The 16266-nt window shown below is 41.5% G+C and carries 14 protein-coding genes; 7 read left to right on the forward strand and 7 right to left on the reverse strand.

The features are described from left to right. The first annotated feature begins 60 nt into the window (after positions 1 to 60). The 4 genes from ACFG4S_RS19565 to fba all read left to right on the forward strand — a co-directional run bounded on the left by ACFG4S_RS19565 (position 61) and on the right by fba (position 3425). A complete protein-coding gene (locus tag ACFG4S_RS19565; RefSeq protein ID WP_392530697.1) occupies positions 61 to 966 on the forward strand; it encodes a hypothetical protein in 906 nt (301 codons plus the stop codon). Positions 967 to 1070: 104 nt separating this feature from the next. Further along, positions 1071 to 1250 (forward strand): hypothetical protein, encoded by a 180-nt coding sequence (locus tag ACFG4S_RS19570; RefSeq protein ID WP_392530698.1) that lies wholly within the window; start codon positions 1071 to 1073, stop codon positions 1248 to 1250. Between the two features lie 125 nt (positions 1251 to 1375). Beyond that, the gene (locus ACFG4S_RS19575) at positions 1376 to 2065 is read left to right on the forward strand and encodes a Uma2 family endonuclease (RefSeq protein ID WP_392530699.1); all 690 of its coding nucleotides are present in this window, start codon (positions 1376 to 1378) and stop codon (positions 2063 to 2065) included. Positions 2066 to 2345: 280 nt separating this feature from the next. Next, positions 2346 to 3425 carry a class II fructose-bisphosphate aldolase gene (fba, locus tag ACFG4S_RS19580; protein WP_094346179.1) on the forward strand — a complete coding sequence of 360 codons (1080 nt, stop codon included), beginning with the start codon at positions 2346 to 2348 and terminating at the stop codon, positions 3423 to 3425. A 275-nt stretch (positions 3426 to 3700) separates the two neighbouring features. On the opposite strand, the gene ACFG4S_RS19585 is transcribed toward fba, so the two are convergent. From ACFG4S_RS19585 to ACFG4S_RS19600, 4 genes are all read right to left on the reverse strand, one after another. Beyond that, positions 3701 to 4513, reverse strand: coding sequence for a carbon-nitrogen hydrolase family protein (locus tag ACFG4S_RS19585; protein ID WP_392530700.1), 813 nt, complete (start codon positions 4511 to 4513; stop codon positions 3701 to 3703). 629 nt (positions 4514 to 5142) lie between these two features. After that, positions 5143 to 5466 (reverse strand): thioredoxin, encoded by a 324-nt coding sequence (gene trxA, locus ACFG4S_RS19590; protein ID WP_392530701.1) that lies wholly within the window; start codon positions 5464 to 5466, stop codon positions 5143 to 5145. Between the two features lie 376 nt (positions 5467 to 5842). After that, complete coding sequence (locus ACFG4S_RS19595; RefSeq protein WP_392530702.1) at positions 5843 to 7006, reverse strand: GuaB3 family IMP dehydrogenase-related protein; 1164 nt, start codon at positions 7004 to 7006, stop codon at positions 5843 to 5845. Between the two features lie 236 nt (positions 7007 to 7242). Next, on the reverse strand, positions 7243 to 7773 hold the full coding sequence (locus tag ACFG4S_RS19600; RefSeq protein ID WP_392530703.1) for a YdcF family protein: 531 nt from the start codon (positions 7771 to 7773) through the stop codon (positions 7243 to 7245). A gap of 622 nt (positions 7774 to 8395) precedes the next feature. Here ACFG4S_RS19600 and ACFG4S_RS19605 point away from each other — a divergent pair. Both ACFG4S_RS19605 and dnaN read left to right on the forward strand, forming a co-directional pair. Beyond that, a complete protein-coding gene (locus ACFG4S_RS19605) occupies positions 8396 to 8506 on the forward strand; it encodes a VCBS domain-containing protein (RefSeq protein WP_392536026.1) in 111 nt (36 codons plus the stop codon). Positions 8507 to 8649: 143 nt separating this feature from the next. Further along, complete coding sequence (gene dnaN / locus ACFG4S_RS19610) at positions 8650 to 9813, forward strand: DNA polymerase III subunit beta (protein WP_392530704.1); 1164 nt, start codon at positions 8650 to 8652, stop codon at positions 9811 to 9813. Between the two features lie 403 nt (positions 9814 to 10216). Here the strand turns inward: dnaN and ACFG4S_RS19615 are convergent, their stop codons facing one another. The 3 genes from ACFG4S_RS19615 to ACFG4S_RS19625 form a co-directional block, all read right to left on the reverse strand. Beyond that, on the reverse strand, positions 10217 to 10369 hold the full coding sequence (locus ACFG4S_RS19615) for a lmo0937 family membrane protein (RefSeq protein ID WP_392530705.1): 153 nt from the start codon (positions 10367 to 10369) through the stop codon (positions 10217 to 10219). Between the two features lie 193 nt (positions 10370 to 10562). Further along, positions 10563 to 13892 carry a GAF domain-containing protein gene (locus tag ACFG4S_RS19620; RefSeq protein WP_392530706.1) on the reverse strand — a complete coding sequence of 1110 codons (3330 nt, stop codon included), beginning with the start codon at positions 13890 to 13892 and terminating at the stop codon, positions 10563 to 10565. A 243-nt stretch (positions 13893 to 14135) separates the two neighbouring features. Then, entirely contained in the window at positions 14136 to 15323 is a 1188-nt protein-coding gene (locus ACFG4S_RS19625; RefSeq protein WP_392530707.1) for a TRC40/GET3/ArsA family transport-energizing ATPase, read from the reverse strand. A 333-nt stretch (positions 15324 to 15656) separates the two neighbouring features. On the opposite strand from ACFG4S_RS19625, the gene ACFG4S_RS19630 reads away from it, so the two are divergent. Continuing rightward, a complete protein-coding gene (locus ACFG4S_RS19630) occupies positions 15657 to 16265 on the forward strand; it encodes a hypothetical protein (protein ID WP_392530708.1) in 609 nt (202 codons plus the stop codon). The last annotated feature ends 1 nt before the right edge of the window (position 16266 follow it).

Consider the following 16266-nt stretch of genomic DNA (forward strand, 5'->3'; position numbering starts at 1 on the left):
TATCCAGAATTTAGATACCTTTGCCTTGGCTGCACACGACGTAAACACGGAGAAAATAAAATGGCAATACATATCAGTTATGAACCTCAAGATGTGGCTAATGCAGGCCAGCGCTACACTTTAAAATGTGTGAATCAATCTGGTCGTAATTGGGTTTTCTATGTCTACCAAAAGTTACCAGATATAACCTCAGAAATATTCTCACTTGCTTGGTTTGCCAGCCCTTATAAAATCAAGCCGAACGATTATATCAAGTTCACTTGGTATATAAACTACAACTTTGTCTGGAGTGATACTGGCAAACTCCAGCCAGGGATAATTTTCGAGGCAGGAGGAGCCCAAGATGCAAACCTAGACACCCAAAATTCAACCACTTTCGGCTACGAAAATGGAGCGCCAGGCTTGAGTACGCCAACAGGTGATTCAAGCAATAAAGGAACACTCGTCATAACTGACTTGGACAACATACCTGACAATAAATTTTCAGTAGGTATTGGAATGTCAGGGTATGGGACTTATGTTACACAAGCCGGACCCAATCTGAATCACTTATTTACTCCCACTCCCTACTATTGGGTTGCAGCTGGCGATGAGATGGAAGTTGGTAAGGTTTTAAAAATCGACACAGTTACCCGCACAGCAGAAATAGAATACCCTAAAAATGTATATGACATAATTGCAACTCTCGGAGCGGATTACACTTGGTCAATGAGTTACAGCCAAGCTTTGTTAGGCTTAGGCTTGAGTACTATTTCAGTGTATAAACACGGAACGAATACTAAGCTTGGAAGTGGTTTAGGGACAATTGATAAATCTGCTCAAACAGCAACTATCAACCAATGGAACGACAGGCCAGGTCTACAGGCTAACACGAAATACAAGCTGATATCGGATGGTAAAACATATAGCGATGTCAGCACAGGTAATAACCTCAATCTGCCCGTCATTTTCACCGGAGTAGTATAAGCTAAGGGAAACCTAAACCCTAATTTTACGTAGGGGCAATTCATGAATTGTCCCTACAGTATTTAGTTTTGCGTAAGTATTAATTTTCTGAAAAAATCACAGGGGTGATTGCCAACTCCACGCAATGCGATCGCTCTTTAAACAGCTTTCATAAAAAAATGGCGATCACTTGTTTAGCAGTTCATGATTATTTGATTAGAGAGTCATATAGGCGATCGCGGTTTCATAAAACTGCGATCGCCCTTTTTCTTTATCAAAATATTAGAGAGGCGATCGCTTTTTGAGCAAATAACACAAAGGCCACATCTACCCATTTGTTGATTAATTGCGGTCAGAGCGATCGCCCAACACACAAGAAATTTCCCCAATTCGGTAGGATAAGCTTAGGCTAAACCAAAATACCACCATTATGGTAAAAACACCTTCACAGCATCGGACAATTCCCTTGTTAGAAAATGGCGACAAACTCAACCGTTATGAATTTGAGCGGCGCTACAACGCTATGCCTAACTTGAAAAAAGCCGAATTGATTGAAGGAATTGTCTACACATTTGCTGCTGTGCGTTTTAGAAGTCACGGTCAACCGCACGGTTGGATTCTGGGATGGCTTGGTACTTATGAAGCTGCTACACCAGGTGTAGCGTCAGCAGTTGAACCCACTGTGCGCCTAGACTTAGATAACGAACCTCAACCAGATGCCGTACTTCTGATTAACCCAGAAGCAGGGGGTCAAGCAAGGCTGAGTGACGATGATTATATCGAAGGCGCACCAGAGTTAATTGTCGAAATTGCCGCTAGTAGTGTCGCCATCGACCTCCACGCCAAAGAACAAGCCTATCGTCGCAATGGTGTCAAAGAATATATCGTCTGGCAAGTACTCGATCGCAAATTGACTTGGTTCTATTTGGAACAGGGTGAGTATCTAGAGTTGGCTTGCGATAGTAACGGAATTCTGCGAAGTCAAATTTTTCCAGGGTTGTGGTTAGCGGTTGCAGAGTTATTAGCGGGGAATATGCAGTCAGTGTTAACTATTTTACAAACAGGCTTGCAATCTTCCGAACACGAAGCATTTGTCGAGAAACTAGCACCTTTTAGCTGAGGCGATCGCGCTTTGGCAAAATAGTTAGGAGGGCGATCGCCTTCAATTAACGATTTAGGATACAGCGCTACCAAACCCCTTAGCCTTAGGGTAGCTGATGGTACAGCAGTGTAGGGGAAGTATAGGACATATTTATGGTAACTATGCCTTAAAGTTTTTAAACATAGACACACCACACTAGTTATAATTTCCTATAAGTTGAAAAAACTCTTAAGATTTAGCGTAATTAGTACGCTTCTCTCACACCGACTAACTGACAACCACACTAGGAGGACTATCTATGGCGCTTGTACCACTACGGTTGCTGTTGGATCACGCAGCTGAAAACGGTTACGGCATCCCGGCTTTCAACGTTAACAATTTGGAGCAGATTCAGGCAATCCTGAAAGCTGCTGTCGAAACAGATAGCCCCGTAATTTTGCAAGCTTCTCGTGGCGCTCGTGCTTATGCAGGAGAAAACTTCTTGCGCCACCTGATTTTGGCAGCAGTAGAAACCTATCCTCATATTCCCATTGTCATGCACCAAGATCATGGGAATGCACCTGCTACCTGCTATTCAGCAATTAAGAACAACTTCACTAGCGTGATGATGGATGGTTCTTTGGAAGCTGATGCGAAAACCCCCGCTAGCTTCGAGTACAACGTCAATGTTACCCGCGAAGTTGTAAACGTAGCTCATGCTTTGGGTGTCAGCGTTGAAGGTGAACTCGGTTGTTTGGGTTCTCTAGAAACTGGTGCTGGTGAAGCTGAAGATGGTCACGGGTTTGAAGGTACACTCGACCACTCCCAACTGCTAACCGACCCCGATGAAGCCGTTGACTTCGTAGAAGCAACCCAAGTAGATGCTTTGGCAGTTGCCATTGGCACAAGCCACGGTGCTTACAAGTTTACCCGCAAACCAACTGGCGAAATTTTAGCCATCAGCCGTATTGAAGAAATTCATCGTCGTCTGCCTAACACCCACTTGGTAATGCACGGTTCTTCTTCTGTACCTGAAGATTTGCTGGCACTGATTAACCAGTACGGTGGTGCAATTCCTGAAACCTACGGTGTACCTGTAGAAGAAATCCAAAAAGGTATTAAGAGTGGTGTACGCAAAGTAAACATCGACACCGACAACCGTTTGGCTATTACTGCTGCTGTACGTGAAGCTTTAGCTAAAAAACCAGAGGAATTTGACCCCCGTCACTTCCTCAAACCTTCTATTACATACATGCAGAAGGTTTGTGCGGAACGCTATCAGCAATTTGGCACAGCTGGCAACGCCAGCAAGATTAAGCAAATTTCCTTAGAAGATTTTGCTGCTAAGTATGCTAAAGGTGAACTCAACGTTGTTACCAAAGCAGCTGCGAAAGTTTAATAAATAAAAGGGACTGGGGATTGGGGACTAGGGACTGGGTAAGATAGCCGTTTACTAGAATCTTTCTAATTCCCAATTTCTTTAATTTACAAATAGGAGCGAAACCACTCCTATGCTTTGAGAAAAGTGACAATTGTAATATTGAGTTAAGTAAACCGGGTGGCATTAAAGTCACCCGGTTTTTTATTTGATTTAGGTGTATGGGATATTTGGTACTGCGAAAACTCTTCCCCCCAGTCCCCAGTCCCCAGTCCCCAATCCCCAATCCCCAATCCCTAAAACACCCGATGCTGTAAAGACGGCATTTGACGGCGTACTTGTTCGAGCCTAGTGGGTTTGATTTCAGCGATCGCTATTCCCGGTTTTTCTCCAGCATCGGCTAAAATTACGCCCCAAGGGTCGATAATGACGGCGTGTCCGTGGGTTAGACGGCGAGCGTAGTTATTGCCTGTTTGAGCAGGAGCAATGACGTAGGCGGTATTCTCGATGGCTCTGGCTTGTAGTAATACTTGCCAATGGTCTTTGCCTGTAAAGGCGGTAAAGGCGGCGGGAATAAAGATAACATCAGCTCCCTTATCTGCCAGATGACGATACAGTTCCGGGAAGCGGACATCGTAACAAATAGAAAGTCCTAAATTACCCAGTTTTTCGGAAAAATAGACGGGAGGTAGTTGTGTACCAGCTACAACAGTGTTGGATTCACGATAGGTATTGCCGTCAGGGACATCAACATCAAATAAGTGTACTTTGTAGTAGCGAGCAAGTTCTTGACCGCTAGGATCGATGAGTAGAGTGGTATTATAAACTTTGCCTGTATTGTCTACTGGAAGTGGAAAGCTGCCGCCCAAGATGGTAATTTGAAAGCGCTGAGCCATTTTTTTGAGAAATTTTTCACTTTCAATAGCGATCGCATCCCCTTGCGCGAGTCTGTCTTTTTCTTCTCCCATATAGGAAAAATTTTCTGGCAAACCTACCAATTCAGCACCTTGACGCACGGCAAGATCTATTAATTCTTCTGCCTGTGCCAAATTTTTTTGTAGATCGGGCACACTGGTTAATTGAATAGCGGCGGCTAAATAAGACTTCATAGATTCAACAACGAATAGTTGATTTATGGGAAATAGATTATCAAAATATATCGCTACTTCAACATTTGTGGAACTTAATTAGAAATACATCAGGGTTGCTTTTTTTGAACACGCTTATCATTCCCATTGCTTATTTTAAGCTTCTTGTACGGTTCTAGCAAACTGATTCGCATTGCCATTAAGTTGTGAGTAAACCCTGATAAACAAGAGGAAAAAAGGAAAAGGGATAAACACGTCGCCTACAATAAATCTCAAATAGCTTTTTACCTTCTCCATAAGACAAGAATTATTTCGCCCACTTTACAAAGCCCAAAGTTTTAACCTTGTCTCCTTGTCTATTTCTTCAAATAAATAGTTGATTTTGAATTCAGAGGATACTTTTCTCTTAGGCAAGCTATGTGACTTAGCTTTTGGATTTTCTGTTGGTAGCGCTAGGGGGAGAAATTGGTAATGAGAAAATTAGGAGTTGTTTTTGAGGTAGAAAACTCCTAAAAATATTGTGAACCTGTATACAAATGTAAACAAGCTTGAGAGATTGGAAATTTGTACCTCTCAAACTTGTTTATAAAAATTAACTTAAAGTTCCAACAAAATGGATAACTCAAAAGCATTTTATTGCCGATTGAGTTTCAAAGATGCTTTTCGAGAGTGGAAGCTAATGTAGTTTTAGGCACGGCGCCAACAACCATATCCACTTTTTGTCCACCCTTAAAAATCATTAATGTGGGAATGCTGCGGATGCCGTACTGACTGGCAACATTAGGATTTTCATCCGTGTTGACTTTAACCACCTTGATTTGGCCTTTGTACTGTTCGGAGATTTCATCGACAACAGGAGCTACCATACGGCATGGTCCGCACCAGGGTGCCCAAAAGTCAACTAAGACGGGTACTTCGCTGTCGAGTACTTCTTGCTTGAAACTAGAATCTGTAACTTGTGCGGCTGCTGACATGCCTAAAACCTTCGCCAATAATATCTGAGCTTGGTGAAAATTCTACCATAGCAAAAACCTCAGCTTGGAAGTGCGAGGATGTACATTTGCAAAGAAGCTCTAGAATTTATTTATAAACATAAGGAACCGCCCGAACAGTAGTCCGGGCGGAGTGTGGTGTGAGGAGTGAACGGAAACATGCGTCTCCGCTATCTCTATTGTAGGCGACATATAGGATTTTTCCAGGAATTGTTTAGGGGCCTGAAAAATTTATTTAAGAATTTGATGTTGGGGATTGGGCATTGGGAGTGCTGAGTTAAGAGTTACGAGTTTTCTTTATCTCCTTGTCCCCTTGTTCTCCCCATCTCCCTCATCCCTTATCCCTTATCCCCAATTACTATTTCCCCATCCCTAATTGTTGAGCTTTTTGGTAAACTTTGCCCTCAGTTAATAGGGAAGGAGCAATCACAACTTCTACTTGTTGCATTTCTTTAATATTTTTGGCTCCCAATGTGCCCATACTGGTCTTTAAGGCTCCTAAAAGATTGTGAGTGCCATCATCTAGTCCTGCTGGACCAATGAGTATTTGCTCTAGGCTACCAGTGGTGGCAACGCGAATGCGGGTGCCTCGTGGCAAAACTGGGCTGGGAGTAGCCATACCCCAGTGATAACCTCGTCCTGGGGCTTCAGAGGCTCTAGCAAAGGGTGAACCAATCATTACACCATCGGCACCACAGGCGATGCATTTACAAATGTCGCCACCAGTGATTAAACCGCCATCAGCGATGATGGGGATATAGTTACCAGTTTCCTTGTAGTAATCATCACGTGCTGCAGCACAATCAGCGATCGCAGTTGCTTGGGGTACACCCACACCCAACACCCCACGAGACGTACAAGCCGCACCAGGTCCAATTCCCACTAGTACCCCAGCCGCCCCAGCTTTCAACAAATTCAAGGTAACTTCGTAAGTTACGCAATTCCCCAACACCACGGGGATGGGCATGGAACGGCAAAATTCTGCTAAATCAAGTGGTACTAAAGACTCTGGTGACAAATGTGCTGTCGAAACTACCGTAGCCTGTACAAAAAATAAATCTGCCCCAGCTTTGGCCACCGCCTCACCATATTTGCTTGCACCGGCTGGAGTCGCACTCACTGCGGCAATGCCACCTTGTTGTTTAATTTCCTGAATACGTTGTTCAATTAATTCTGGCTTTATTGGTTCGGCATAGAGTTCTTGCATCAGGGCAACAAATTCATCTTTCCCCACAGAGGCAATCCGATCTAATATTGGCTCTGGGTCAGCATAGCGAGTTTGAATACCCTCTAAATTGAGGACACCTAATGCTCCTAACTGTGACAAACGTACAGCCATACGAACATCTACTACGCCATCCATTGCACTAGCAATTATCGGGATTTCTCGCTCAATATTGCCAATACGCCACTTAGTATCTGCCAAACTAGGGTCTAGTGTTCTATTACCAGGGGCTAGAGCAATTTCATCTATTCCGTAAGCTCTGCGAGCTGTTTTTCCCCGCCCAAGTTGAATTTCCACGCTTTAACTTTACTCAAATCTGTTTAAGCTAGGGTATCAAATTGTGGGTAAAATTGGGGCATTTTTTTCTCTAATTGTTAAACAGTCCCAGTGCTATAAAATAGCTATATTGAGATTAGTGCTAAAATATCAAATTTTACTTAATTAATAATGCCAATAATTATGACATTAATTCTCTAGGTTACCTGTATTGAATCGAGTTAGTTCGGGATCGTGGAAGATCCCAACACAATAATTCACCGTTTATTTTTCGCTGCATCCACACCAGTGTAACCAGTTGCTAACCAGATTATGGCTCTAGCTCCATCACGAACAGATTTTTCGATAGATTCAGGGGGTTTTTCGGAAGGAACTGGCACTGGTTTTAAGTCAATACCCCGACTACCCAAAATAATTTCGCCAATCACACAAGCCCGCCGCATATGGAAGTCTGAAGTAATTAAATAAACACTCTTGATTCCGCGAGCTTGCAAATCATCCACCAAAGTAGTAAAATTGGTAACAGTATCTACGGCTTCATAATCCAAGTGTAAACGTTTTGGATCAACACCAGCTTTGGTAAACACTCGTCGGGTGAATTTAGGTGGACTACCTCCGCTAATCCAAATTGGTATATTTGGATGCTGGCGGACGAATTCTGCGGTAAACTTCTCTCGCTCTAAACGTCTAGTTGAACCACCCAACACTATGACTGCTTGCGGCTGTACAAATTGGTTTTGTACTTCTTTGTATCCCCACCACACGATCAGCGGTAGGACAAAAGCCATAAATTTCAAAGATTTAGGTGTAAATAATAGTTTATTCAAGGCTCGATAACTTAATTTACTGAGTCGAAAGTTTTCTGTAACTAAAAAAAATAACAATTGATTAGGTAGAGTAATAACCTCCCAAAAAATCTGCCCAAACTGAAATTTGGGTAATTTCTAAGTTGCAACACGCTTAATCGCGCTTTGCTTCAAGATATTCCTCTAATTGATGGATTATCGTAACCTGTATCTGACGATCTATCAAAGGGTTGTAGCCACTTTATATCATTTGATTTTTGAAGGCGAGGGTATTGAAAACATTTCAATTTTGCCAAAATACAAAGGATTAGCGCAAAAACCCTTTCCAAACCTCTTTCCTTTATATTTAAACCCTTTCCTTTTTTCCTTCCCCCTTTAAGTGAAAAGCATTCATAACTATAACCACCCGTCACTACTATAGTTTGTCTTTGGAATTACTACTGAATATTGGCTCAGAGTTGCTAAAACTTCCGATTTACGTGATTTTGCGTTTATCGAAACTGCCATCGCGCAATAACTTTAGCGGATTGCTACCATCACAGGTAGAGCCTCCACTTCCGTCAACCAAGATAATAGTACACCCAACCTTATCGCCACAGACATACTGACCGTTAAAGATCTAGATGCTGCTCAAAACCAATTTAGCCCCACTGTTACTTCAGCAACTGGCAACTTAGGCAGCCTCAGTATTACCACAACCGGAACTTATATTTGATTTCTGCTACCGATTTTATTGCGGTTTAACTGCTGAATAAAGGTAGCATAGCTAACTGTGCTACCTTACGAATTGCTGTATCTTGCCATTCGCGTATCAACAATAAGGATGTTAGGATATCTTTCACCAGCTGAATCTGACTTATGAAATTAGTTTGCTCCCAAAGCGACCTCAGTACAAATCTCTCCCTCGTCAGTCGTGCTGTACCTTCACGACCGACTCATCCGGTACTTGCCAATGTGTTGCTCCAAGCGGATGCTGAAACTAACCAGGTAAGTTTAACAGCTTTTGATTTGAGCTTGGGTATCCGCACCAGTTTTAATGCTGAGGTATGGGAAGGAGGAGCGATCGCACTTCCTGCTAAATTACTTGTAGACATCACCTCTCGTCTTCCAGAGGGCAAAATCACTTTAGACGATGAATCAGCGCTCAGAGGTGCAACATCTGGCGGCGAAGGTTTAATTGTGACACTCACACCGAAGAGTGGACATTACCAAGTCCGAGCAATGGGGCCTGAAGAATTTCCTGAACTACCTGTAATTGAAAATACAGAAGTAATCCACCTCACCACCGCTGCATTAATTGAGGGATTACGGGGTTCATTATTTGCTACCAGTGCTGATGAAACCAAACAAGTACTAACGGGAGTGCATTTAACAGTTAAACAAGATACTTTAGAATTTGCCGCTACCGATGGACATCGCCTAGCAGTGGTAGAAACTAGCAATGAACGTCCTCTAGGCGGAACTAGTGAAGTAGAAGTCACAGTACCAGCTAAAGCATTACGCGAACTACAACGAATGTTAGCTCATAGTGCCTCATCTGATGAACCTGTAGCTTTATATTTCGATCAAGGTCAAGTTGTGTTTGCATGGCAAAATCAACGCTTGACTAGTCGCACATTAGAAGGACAATATCCCGCCTATCGACAATTGATTCCGCGTCAATTTGAGCGCCAAGTAACAATTGAACGGCGACAATTCGTCAGTACTTTAGAGCGGATTGCGGTGCTAGCAGATCAGAAAAATAATATTGTGAAGCTAAGTATTGATAGCGAAGCCCAAGAAATTACCTTATCTTGTGAAGCTCAAGATGTCGGGAGTGGTAGAGAATCAATGGCGGCGAAGATTTCTGGGGAAAATATAGAAATTGCTTTTAACATTAAGTATTTGATGGAAGGATTGAAAGAGTTACCTTCTTCAGAAATTCAAATGCATTTGAATCAAAGTTTAACTCCAGTGATTTTTACGCCACTGGGCGGTTTGAAAATGACTTATTTAGCTATGCCTGTACAACTGAGAAGTTAAAATTTATTGGATTTACTAGTAACTATTTCTATTCAGAATAAACAGTTTTGTCTGACTGACGGCACGCAGGAGCAACTATGCATATAAACACTAGTACCCCCGTGAATTCAAAATTCAAAATGAATGCAGCGTAAGGGTTTCATTGATTTGGAATGGGTGGTTATTTCCGCCGTGCTGTACTAGTGGTCTGTCAAATTCATTTTGACGGTTAAAGAGACGCGATAAATCGCCATCTCTACAGGCAATTTATCCATCAATTATTTATTGACAGACTACTAGTGGTGAAACAAATACAAATTATAGTGGCTGAAGATCGCCAGCTACTATAAAAGCTGAAGGTCAATCTCCCAATAGTCTACAAACAGAGAAAACCGATTCAGAAAATATTTCTTGAATTATTCATTTATACATCACGTCCTTTGAGAAAATTGTAGATAGCAAGTCCAATAGCTAATAGCAATACCGCATGAATTAAATTTCCAGCAATATGAAGTGCCAATCCTAATGCCCAAAAAGCAAATAGTAAAACAACAATGCCCCAAAGTATACTAAACATATATTTACTGTTAGTAAAGTGATTTTTAGTTGTTTAGATATTTTATAGCCTAAGTTGAGTTTTATTCTATTTGTCCTAAGATAGGTTTTTAAATTTAAATCATCTATCTTGAGAAATAAAATTCGTTCTTTTGATATTGAGGCTCTAGCAATCTCAATTGTGTATATCAAACTAATCAATTTTATGCCTCAACCTAGAGGCGTTGATTGTGCGATTTGGTGTTTTGTTTAATCGGAATTTCAATCCAAAATTCTGTGCCTAAACCTGGCTGAGAATCACATTTAAATACACCACCATGTTTATCGACAATAATTTGGTAACTAATTGATAACCCTAATCCAGTGCCTTTTCCTACTGGTTTAGTAGTGAAAAATGGGTCACAGATTCTTGCCTTTAGGTCTTCGGGTATTCCTGGACCATTGTCTGCAATACGAATTATTACACTTTTTATATTGCCTTCTATCTTGCCAACAGCAGTACGAATAGTAATTTGATTACTGTGAAATTTTGATTTAGACTCGTGATAATCTTCTAGAGCATCGATCGCATTGCTTAAAACATTCATAAATACCTGATTCAGTGGGCCTGCATAGCATTCTACTAAGGGAAGTTCTGTGTACTCTTTGACTAATTTAATCGCCGGACTTTCTGGTTTTGCTTTCAAGCGATGTTGCAAAATTAATAAGGTGCTATCAATACCTTCGTGAATATTAACTGGCTTTTTTTCTGCTTGGTCAAGGCGGGAAAAATTCCGTAAACCTAAGACAATTTGACGGATGCGATCTATGCCAATTTTCATAGAGGATAGAGTTTTGGGCAAATCCTCAGTTAAAAATTCTAAGTCAATTTCTTCGGCGCGATCGCGAATTTCTGGGTTGGGGTTAGGACAGTTTTGCAAATACAGGTCTAATATACCGAGTAAATCTTGGGCATATTCGCTGACATGATTAATATTGCCATAAATAAAGTTCACTGGGTTATTGATTTCGTGGGCAACACCAGCTACTAGCTGACCCAATGAAGACATTTTTTCAGTCTGGATGAGTTGAGTCTGAGTTTGCTTTAAATCATGCAAAGCTGTAACTAGTTTTTCTGTCTGCTCCTTAGTCTGATTATGCAATTGAGCTTGTTGGAGTCCAACCCCAAGCTGATTAGCAATTTGAGCCAGGAATTGAATTTCTGAGGTTTCCCAGTGACGCGGTGCAGAGTTTTGATAAGCTGCTAATAAACCCCAGAGTTGTTGTCCAATAAATATCGGTGCAATGGCATAAGCTTTTGCTTGAATTTGCTCTAGACCTCTAATGTGGCACTCAGAATGGCCAGCTTGATAGATGTCATTGACGGCGAAGGTTTCATTGTGACGATATCGCCCACCTTTGGTTTCCTGCAAATAGGTATCTTGCCAAACTTTGTTGAGATCAGAATTTACTACTTTTACCCAACCTTCACCCACAAACTCAGCAATGTATTCACCACTCCAATCAGGCTGGAAGCGGTAGACTGCAACTCGATCCGCTTGTAGTGATTTACAGATTTCTTGAGTAGTTGTCTGAAAAATTGCATCTAAATCCAGAGATTCCCGAATTTTGGCGACAACTTCAAACAATACTCGCTGTTGTTCTGCTGCTTTTTGCAAATCTAACGCTTGTTCTCGTGTCTGAGTGAGTAATTGAGCTTGCTGGAGCGCTACCCCCATTTGAGCTGCAATCTGACTGAGAAAGTTGACTTCAGTAGGTTTCCACTGACGGGAATTAGTGTGTTGATAAGTTGCCAGTAAACCCCAAAGTTTTTGCCCAACAAAGATCGGAGCAAGTACAAAAGCGTGAATTTGAAACTGCTCTAGATTGTCGATGTGACACTGAGTAAACCCCATTTTGTAGATGTCATCGACTGCAAATGTTTCATGGTTGCGATACCGTCCTCCTTGTGTGTCTTGTAAGTAGGTATCATTCCAAATTGTATTAATACCTAATCCGGACTCATTCAACCAGTATGGATTAGCAGCCTCGAAATCCCCGACAAATTCACCACCCCAATCAGCATCGAAACGATAAACAGAAACGCGATCGGCTTTAATTAGTTGACAAACTTCTTTAGTTGTTGTCTGAAAAATAGTATCTGTATCCAAAGATTCCCGAATCTCGGCAATAACTTTAAACACAGCCTGTTGTTGTTCTGCTGTTCGGTGTAGTTCAATTGTCCGTCTTTTAACTTGATGTTCTAAGTTTTCATTGAAGACTTGTACTTGCTGGTATAATTCATACTGCTGAACTGCGGAAGCAAAGTGTTTACCGAGATTTCTAGCTAGTTCAATATCTTCGGTTGTCCATTGCTGCACTTGTGCTTTTTTCAATTCCCGCCAAGCCTCAAAGGATTGCCGGGGATATAGTTGTCTGCGATCGCTATCATACTGTCCTGCCCATAGAGTTTCTGTATCTATCTCGTTGCGGAAAATACTTAAGTAGCCAACCAACTGCTGACGATACTGGAGTGGGATTATTAACACACTGCGAATTTGAGTTGGTTCAAAAGCAAGTTGCAAACTTCGCCAGCCAGGAGTTTGATATATATCTAAAATCGGCCAAACATCATATTCTTGAGCGGATTTGTAGTGTTCCTGCCAAACGCTATGCTGCTCTATAAGTGGATATATACTTTGTTCTGGCATCACTGGTTGCTGTCCGCAGGTATAAAGCTTGACGCAACTATTTCCGGGGATTAAGCATTCTGTTAAGCTGCTAACATTGCCATTGTGAAAATCAAAAGCTGCATTTCTAATGCAAAGCCTACCACCAACGCCAGCAAAGGCAGCAACAGCGGCTTCTAGGGCTGGCTGTAATACAATTGTTGGTAATGAATGTAGTAAGGTGGCAATGCGATTAATAATAGCTTCTCGTTCCCCTGTTTTGCGAACTTGAGTCAGAAGGGTACTCTGAGCGATCGCCACTGATAGTTGATCGACTACTATTTGTAATGCTTCTAGTTCAGATTCTGAAATCAAACGCGCCTCAGAATTATGAGATACCAGTAGCCCCCAGAGTTCATTTTGATGGAGAATCGGAGCGACAACAGTAGACTTTACCCCCATTGCCGTCAAATATTCAATATGGCAGGAGTCTACAGTCCGGTAAGAGATTTCCTCTGAGATCGTTTTTCCATTTTCCAAGTCACGGAGCGGACTATGACCAATCTCTTGAGTATCAACATTGACAACAGAGCGCACCCGTGAATTAATAAATAGTTCACGGGCGGCATCTGGAATATCATCAGCAGGAAAATTTAGTCCCAGTAGGGACGGTAAATTATTGTTATAAATTGACTCAGCAATGACCTGACCACTACCATCGGTATGAAATTTATAAATCATCACTCTATCAGTTTGCAGTAGCGATCGCACCTCTGCAGTTGTGACTGTGATAATCTCTTCTAATTCTAAGCTTCGTCGGATACGATTTGTAATCCGGTGTAGTAAACTTTCTTCATGGTGATACGAAGGTAGATCTGGTTCAGGGTTGGAGGTCATTGCTGATAATATCTTCAATTAATAATTCGCAAACAGATATAATTAGATCTAATGATATTCTTAAATTTCTTTAATCAATTTGTCTTCAGTAAAACTACGGGCAATTACTACCGAAGATTTTATTGTTTTTTGATAAAAATTCACCAAAAATATATAAAAAAAGACGCTAAAAGAATTGCGTCTGTACTAACTACAAGAAAAGATTATTTTGACTCGAACTCGAATATTCGCCGAGGAAGAAAATTAAACTCTGATGTTGTCACTAAAGCGGATTTTTAGATAGTCATCTTCCATCTTTGCACCTGCTGGTTGTAGTGCTGCTAAGGCTTGTGGCAAAACTAAATTACGACGATGGTTGCCAATAGTAATGTTTAATTCGTCTCCGGTTTTACTGAGTTGAACTTGGTCTTTAGGAATACCAGGTAAGTAAAGTTCTAAGCTGTATTGGTTATCCTCTTGCACAACTCTAATAGTTGTTTCTTTGTAATAAACCTGAGTTGGATCTTCATCTTTATAAAGAGTTTCCTTCAGGCGTTCTAATGAAGCTAATCCGCACATTTCTTCAGAAAATAGCGGAACTTCTTTCACAGGTAAAGGGTGGAAATTATCATGAATTTCCTGGCGATACTGCTCCTGACTTTCTTTCCAACGTTGAAAAAATGGGTCTTGGACTTCACGCGGAATGATGCGATTAGCCACAACTAAATCTGTAGCAACATTATATAAACTCAAATAAGCATGGGCGCGAAGAGACTCTTTTATCACCATCTTTTCGGGATTAGTTACCAGACGTACTGAGGTTTGAGTATTGTCTGTTAATACTTTTTCCAGGGCTTCGATTTGTTCATAAAACTCGTAAGGCGCATCCATTACTTCTTTATCTGGTAGCGAAAAACCAGCGATCGGTCTAAAAAAAGGTTCAACTAAAGGCCGAAGTGCCACCGAGATATTCTGAAATGGTTTGTAAAAACGGCGCATATACCAGCCACCGACTTCAGGTAAACTCAGCAAGCGCAGTGCTGTGCCTGTGGGAGCTGAGTCGATAATTAAGACATCAAACTCACCTTCATCGTAGTGGCGTTTCATCCTTACCAAGCCAAAAATCTCATCCATACCTGGTAATATGGCCAATTCTTCCGCTTGTACTCCGTCTAAACCCCTTGCTTGTAAAACTTGAGTGATGTAACGTTTCACAGCACCCCAGTTTCCTTCTAATTCTTGCAGTGCATCTAATTCTGCACCCCACAAATTTGGGCGAATTTTTCGGGGTGCATGTCCCATTTCCATATCAAAACTGTCTGCGAGGGAATGAGCGGGATCTGTGCTTAAAACCAACGTCTGATAGCCTAATTCTGCACAACGGAGTCCAGTTGCAGCAGCAACGGATGTTTTACCCACGCCGCCTTTACCAGTCATTAAAATTACACGCATGGATGCTTCTTTCCTGCCTGAGGATTTTTTACAATTATTTACATTATCGACTGTTTAAGAAAAATAAATGTCGCATTAGCATGTCTAAGCGCGAACAGTTCAAGAATAAATACCAGGAATAAGCTGATATGCATCTAAATTATATAAACACTCTTTATAATCGTTGACGGTTGACAGTTGACAGTTGAGGAGGGTCGATGGTTATCAGTCATCAGTCAACAGTCAACAGTTATCAGTCATCAGTTAAATCCGTAACAGCTTAATTCAGCTATATTGCCATACTGACTGCTACTTATATAGTAGTGGATTGAGAAAATACAGTATGAGGCGGTAATGTCAAAACCAAAAATTCTCCAACCGGATGGGAATTACTCATTTCGTTCATACTTTGAATTTGCAAGCGATACAGATGAAGTTTTAGCAGAGTTTGACTATGCTTTTATCCGTAAGCGGTTGCAACTTCCGAGAACGAGTAATCAACTACAGGGACTCGATCAACTTCAACAACAACTTGAAGATACTATTCCCTACGTTACCCTGAGTAGTGAAACCGCCAAAAGGGAAATTTTGGTTGCACCAGTCTTAAGTAAGGTAGCGGTTACTTGTAAGCGACTGCTGCGGATTGAGTACCCCTTGAAAGTAAATAATTTACTTCAAGGGAATCTCGACTATTTTATTCAATCGGAACACAACTTAGTTGTGGTTGAAGCAAAACGGGATGACTTGACACGGGGATTTACCCAGTTAGCAGTAGAAATGATTGCGCTGTCAATGTTGGAAGACGCGCCAAATATCGTGTATGGTGTTGTGACGATGGGCGATGTCTGGATCTTTGGGACTTTGGAGCAGAATATACACACCATTACACGGGATATTACATCGTATACTTTGCCGGATGATTTGGTAGAAATAGTCAAAATTTTGGTGGGAATTTTGGAGTAGA

The organism is Nostoc sp. C117 (assembly GCF_043099735.1).
Taxonomy (GTDB): Bacteria; Cyanobacteriota; Cyanobacteriia; order Cyanobacteriales; family Nostocaceae; genus Nostoc.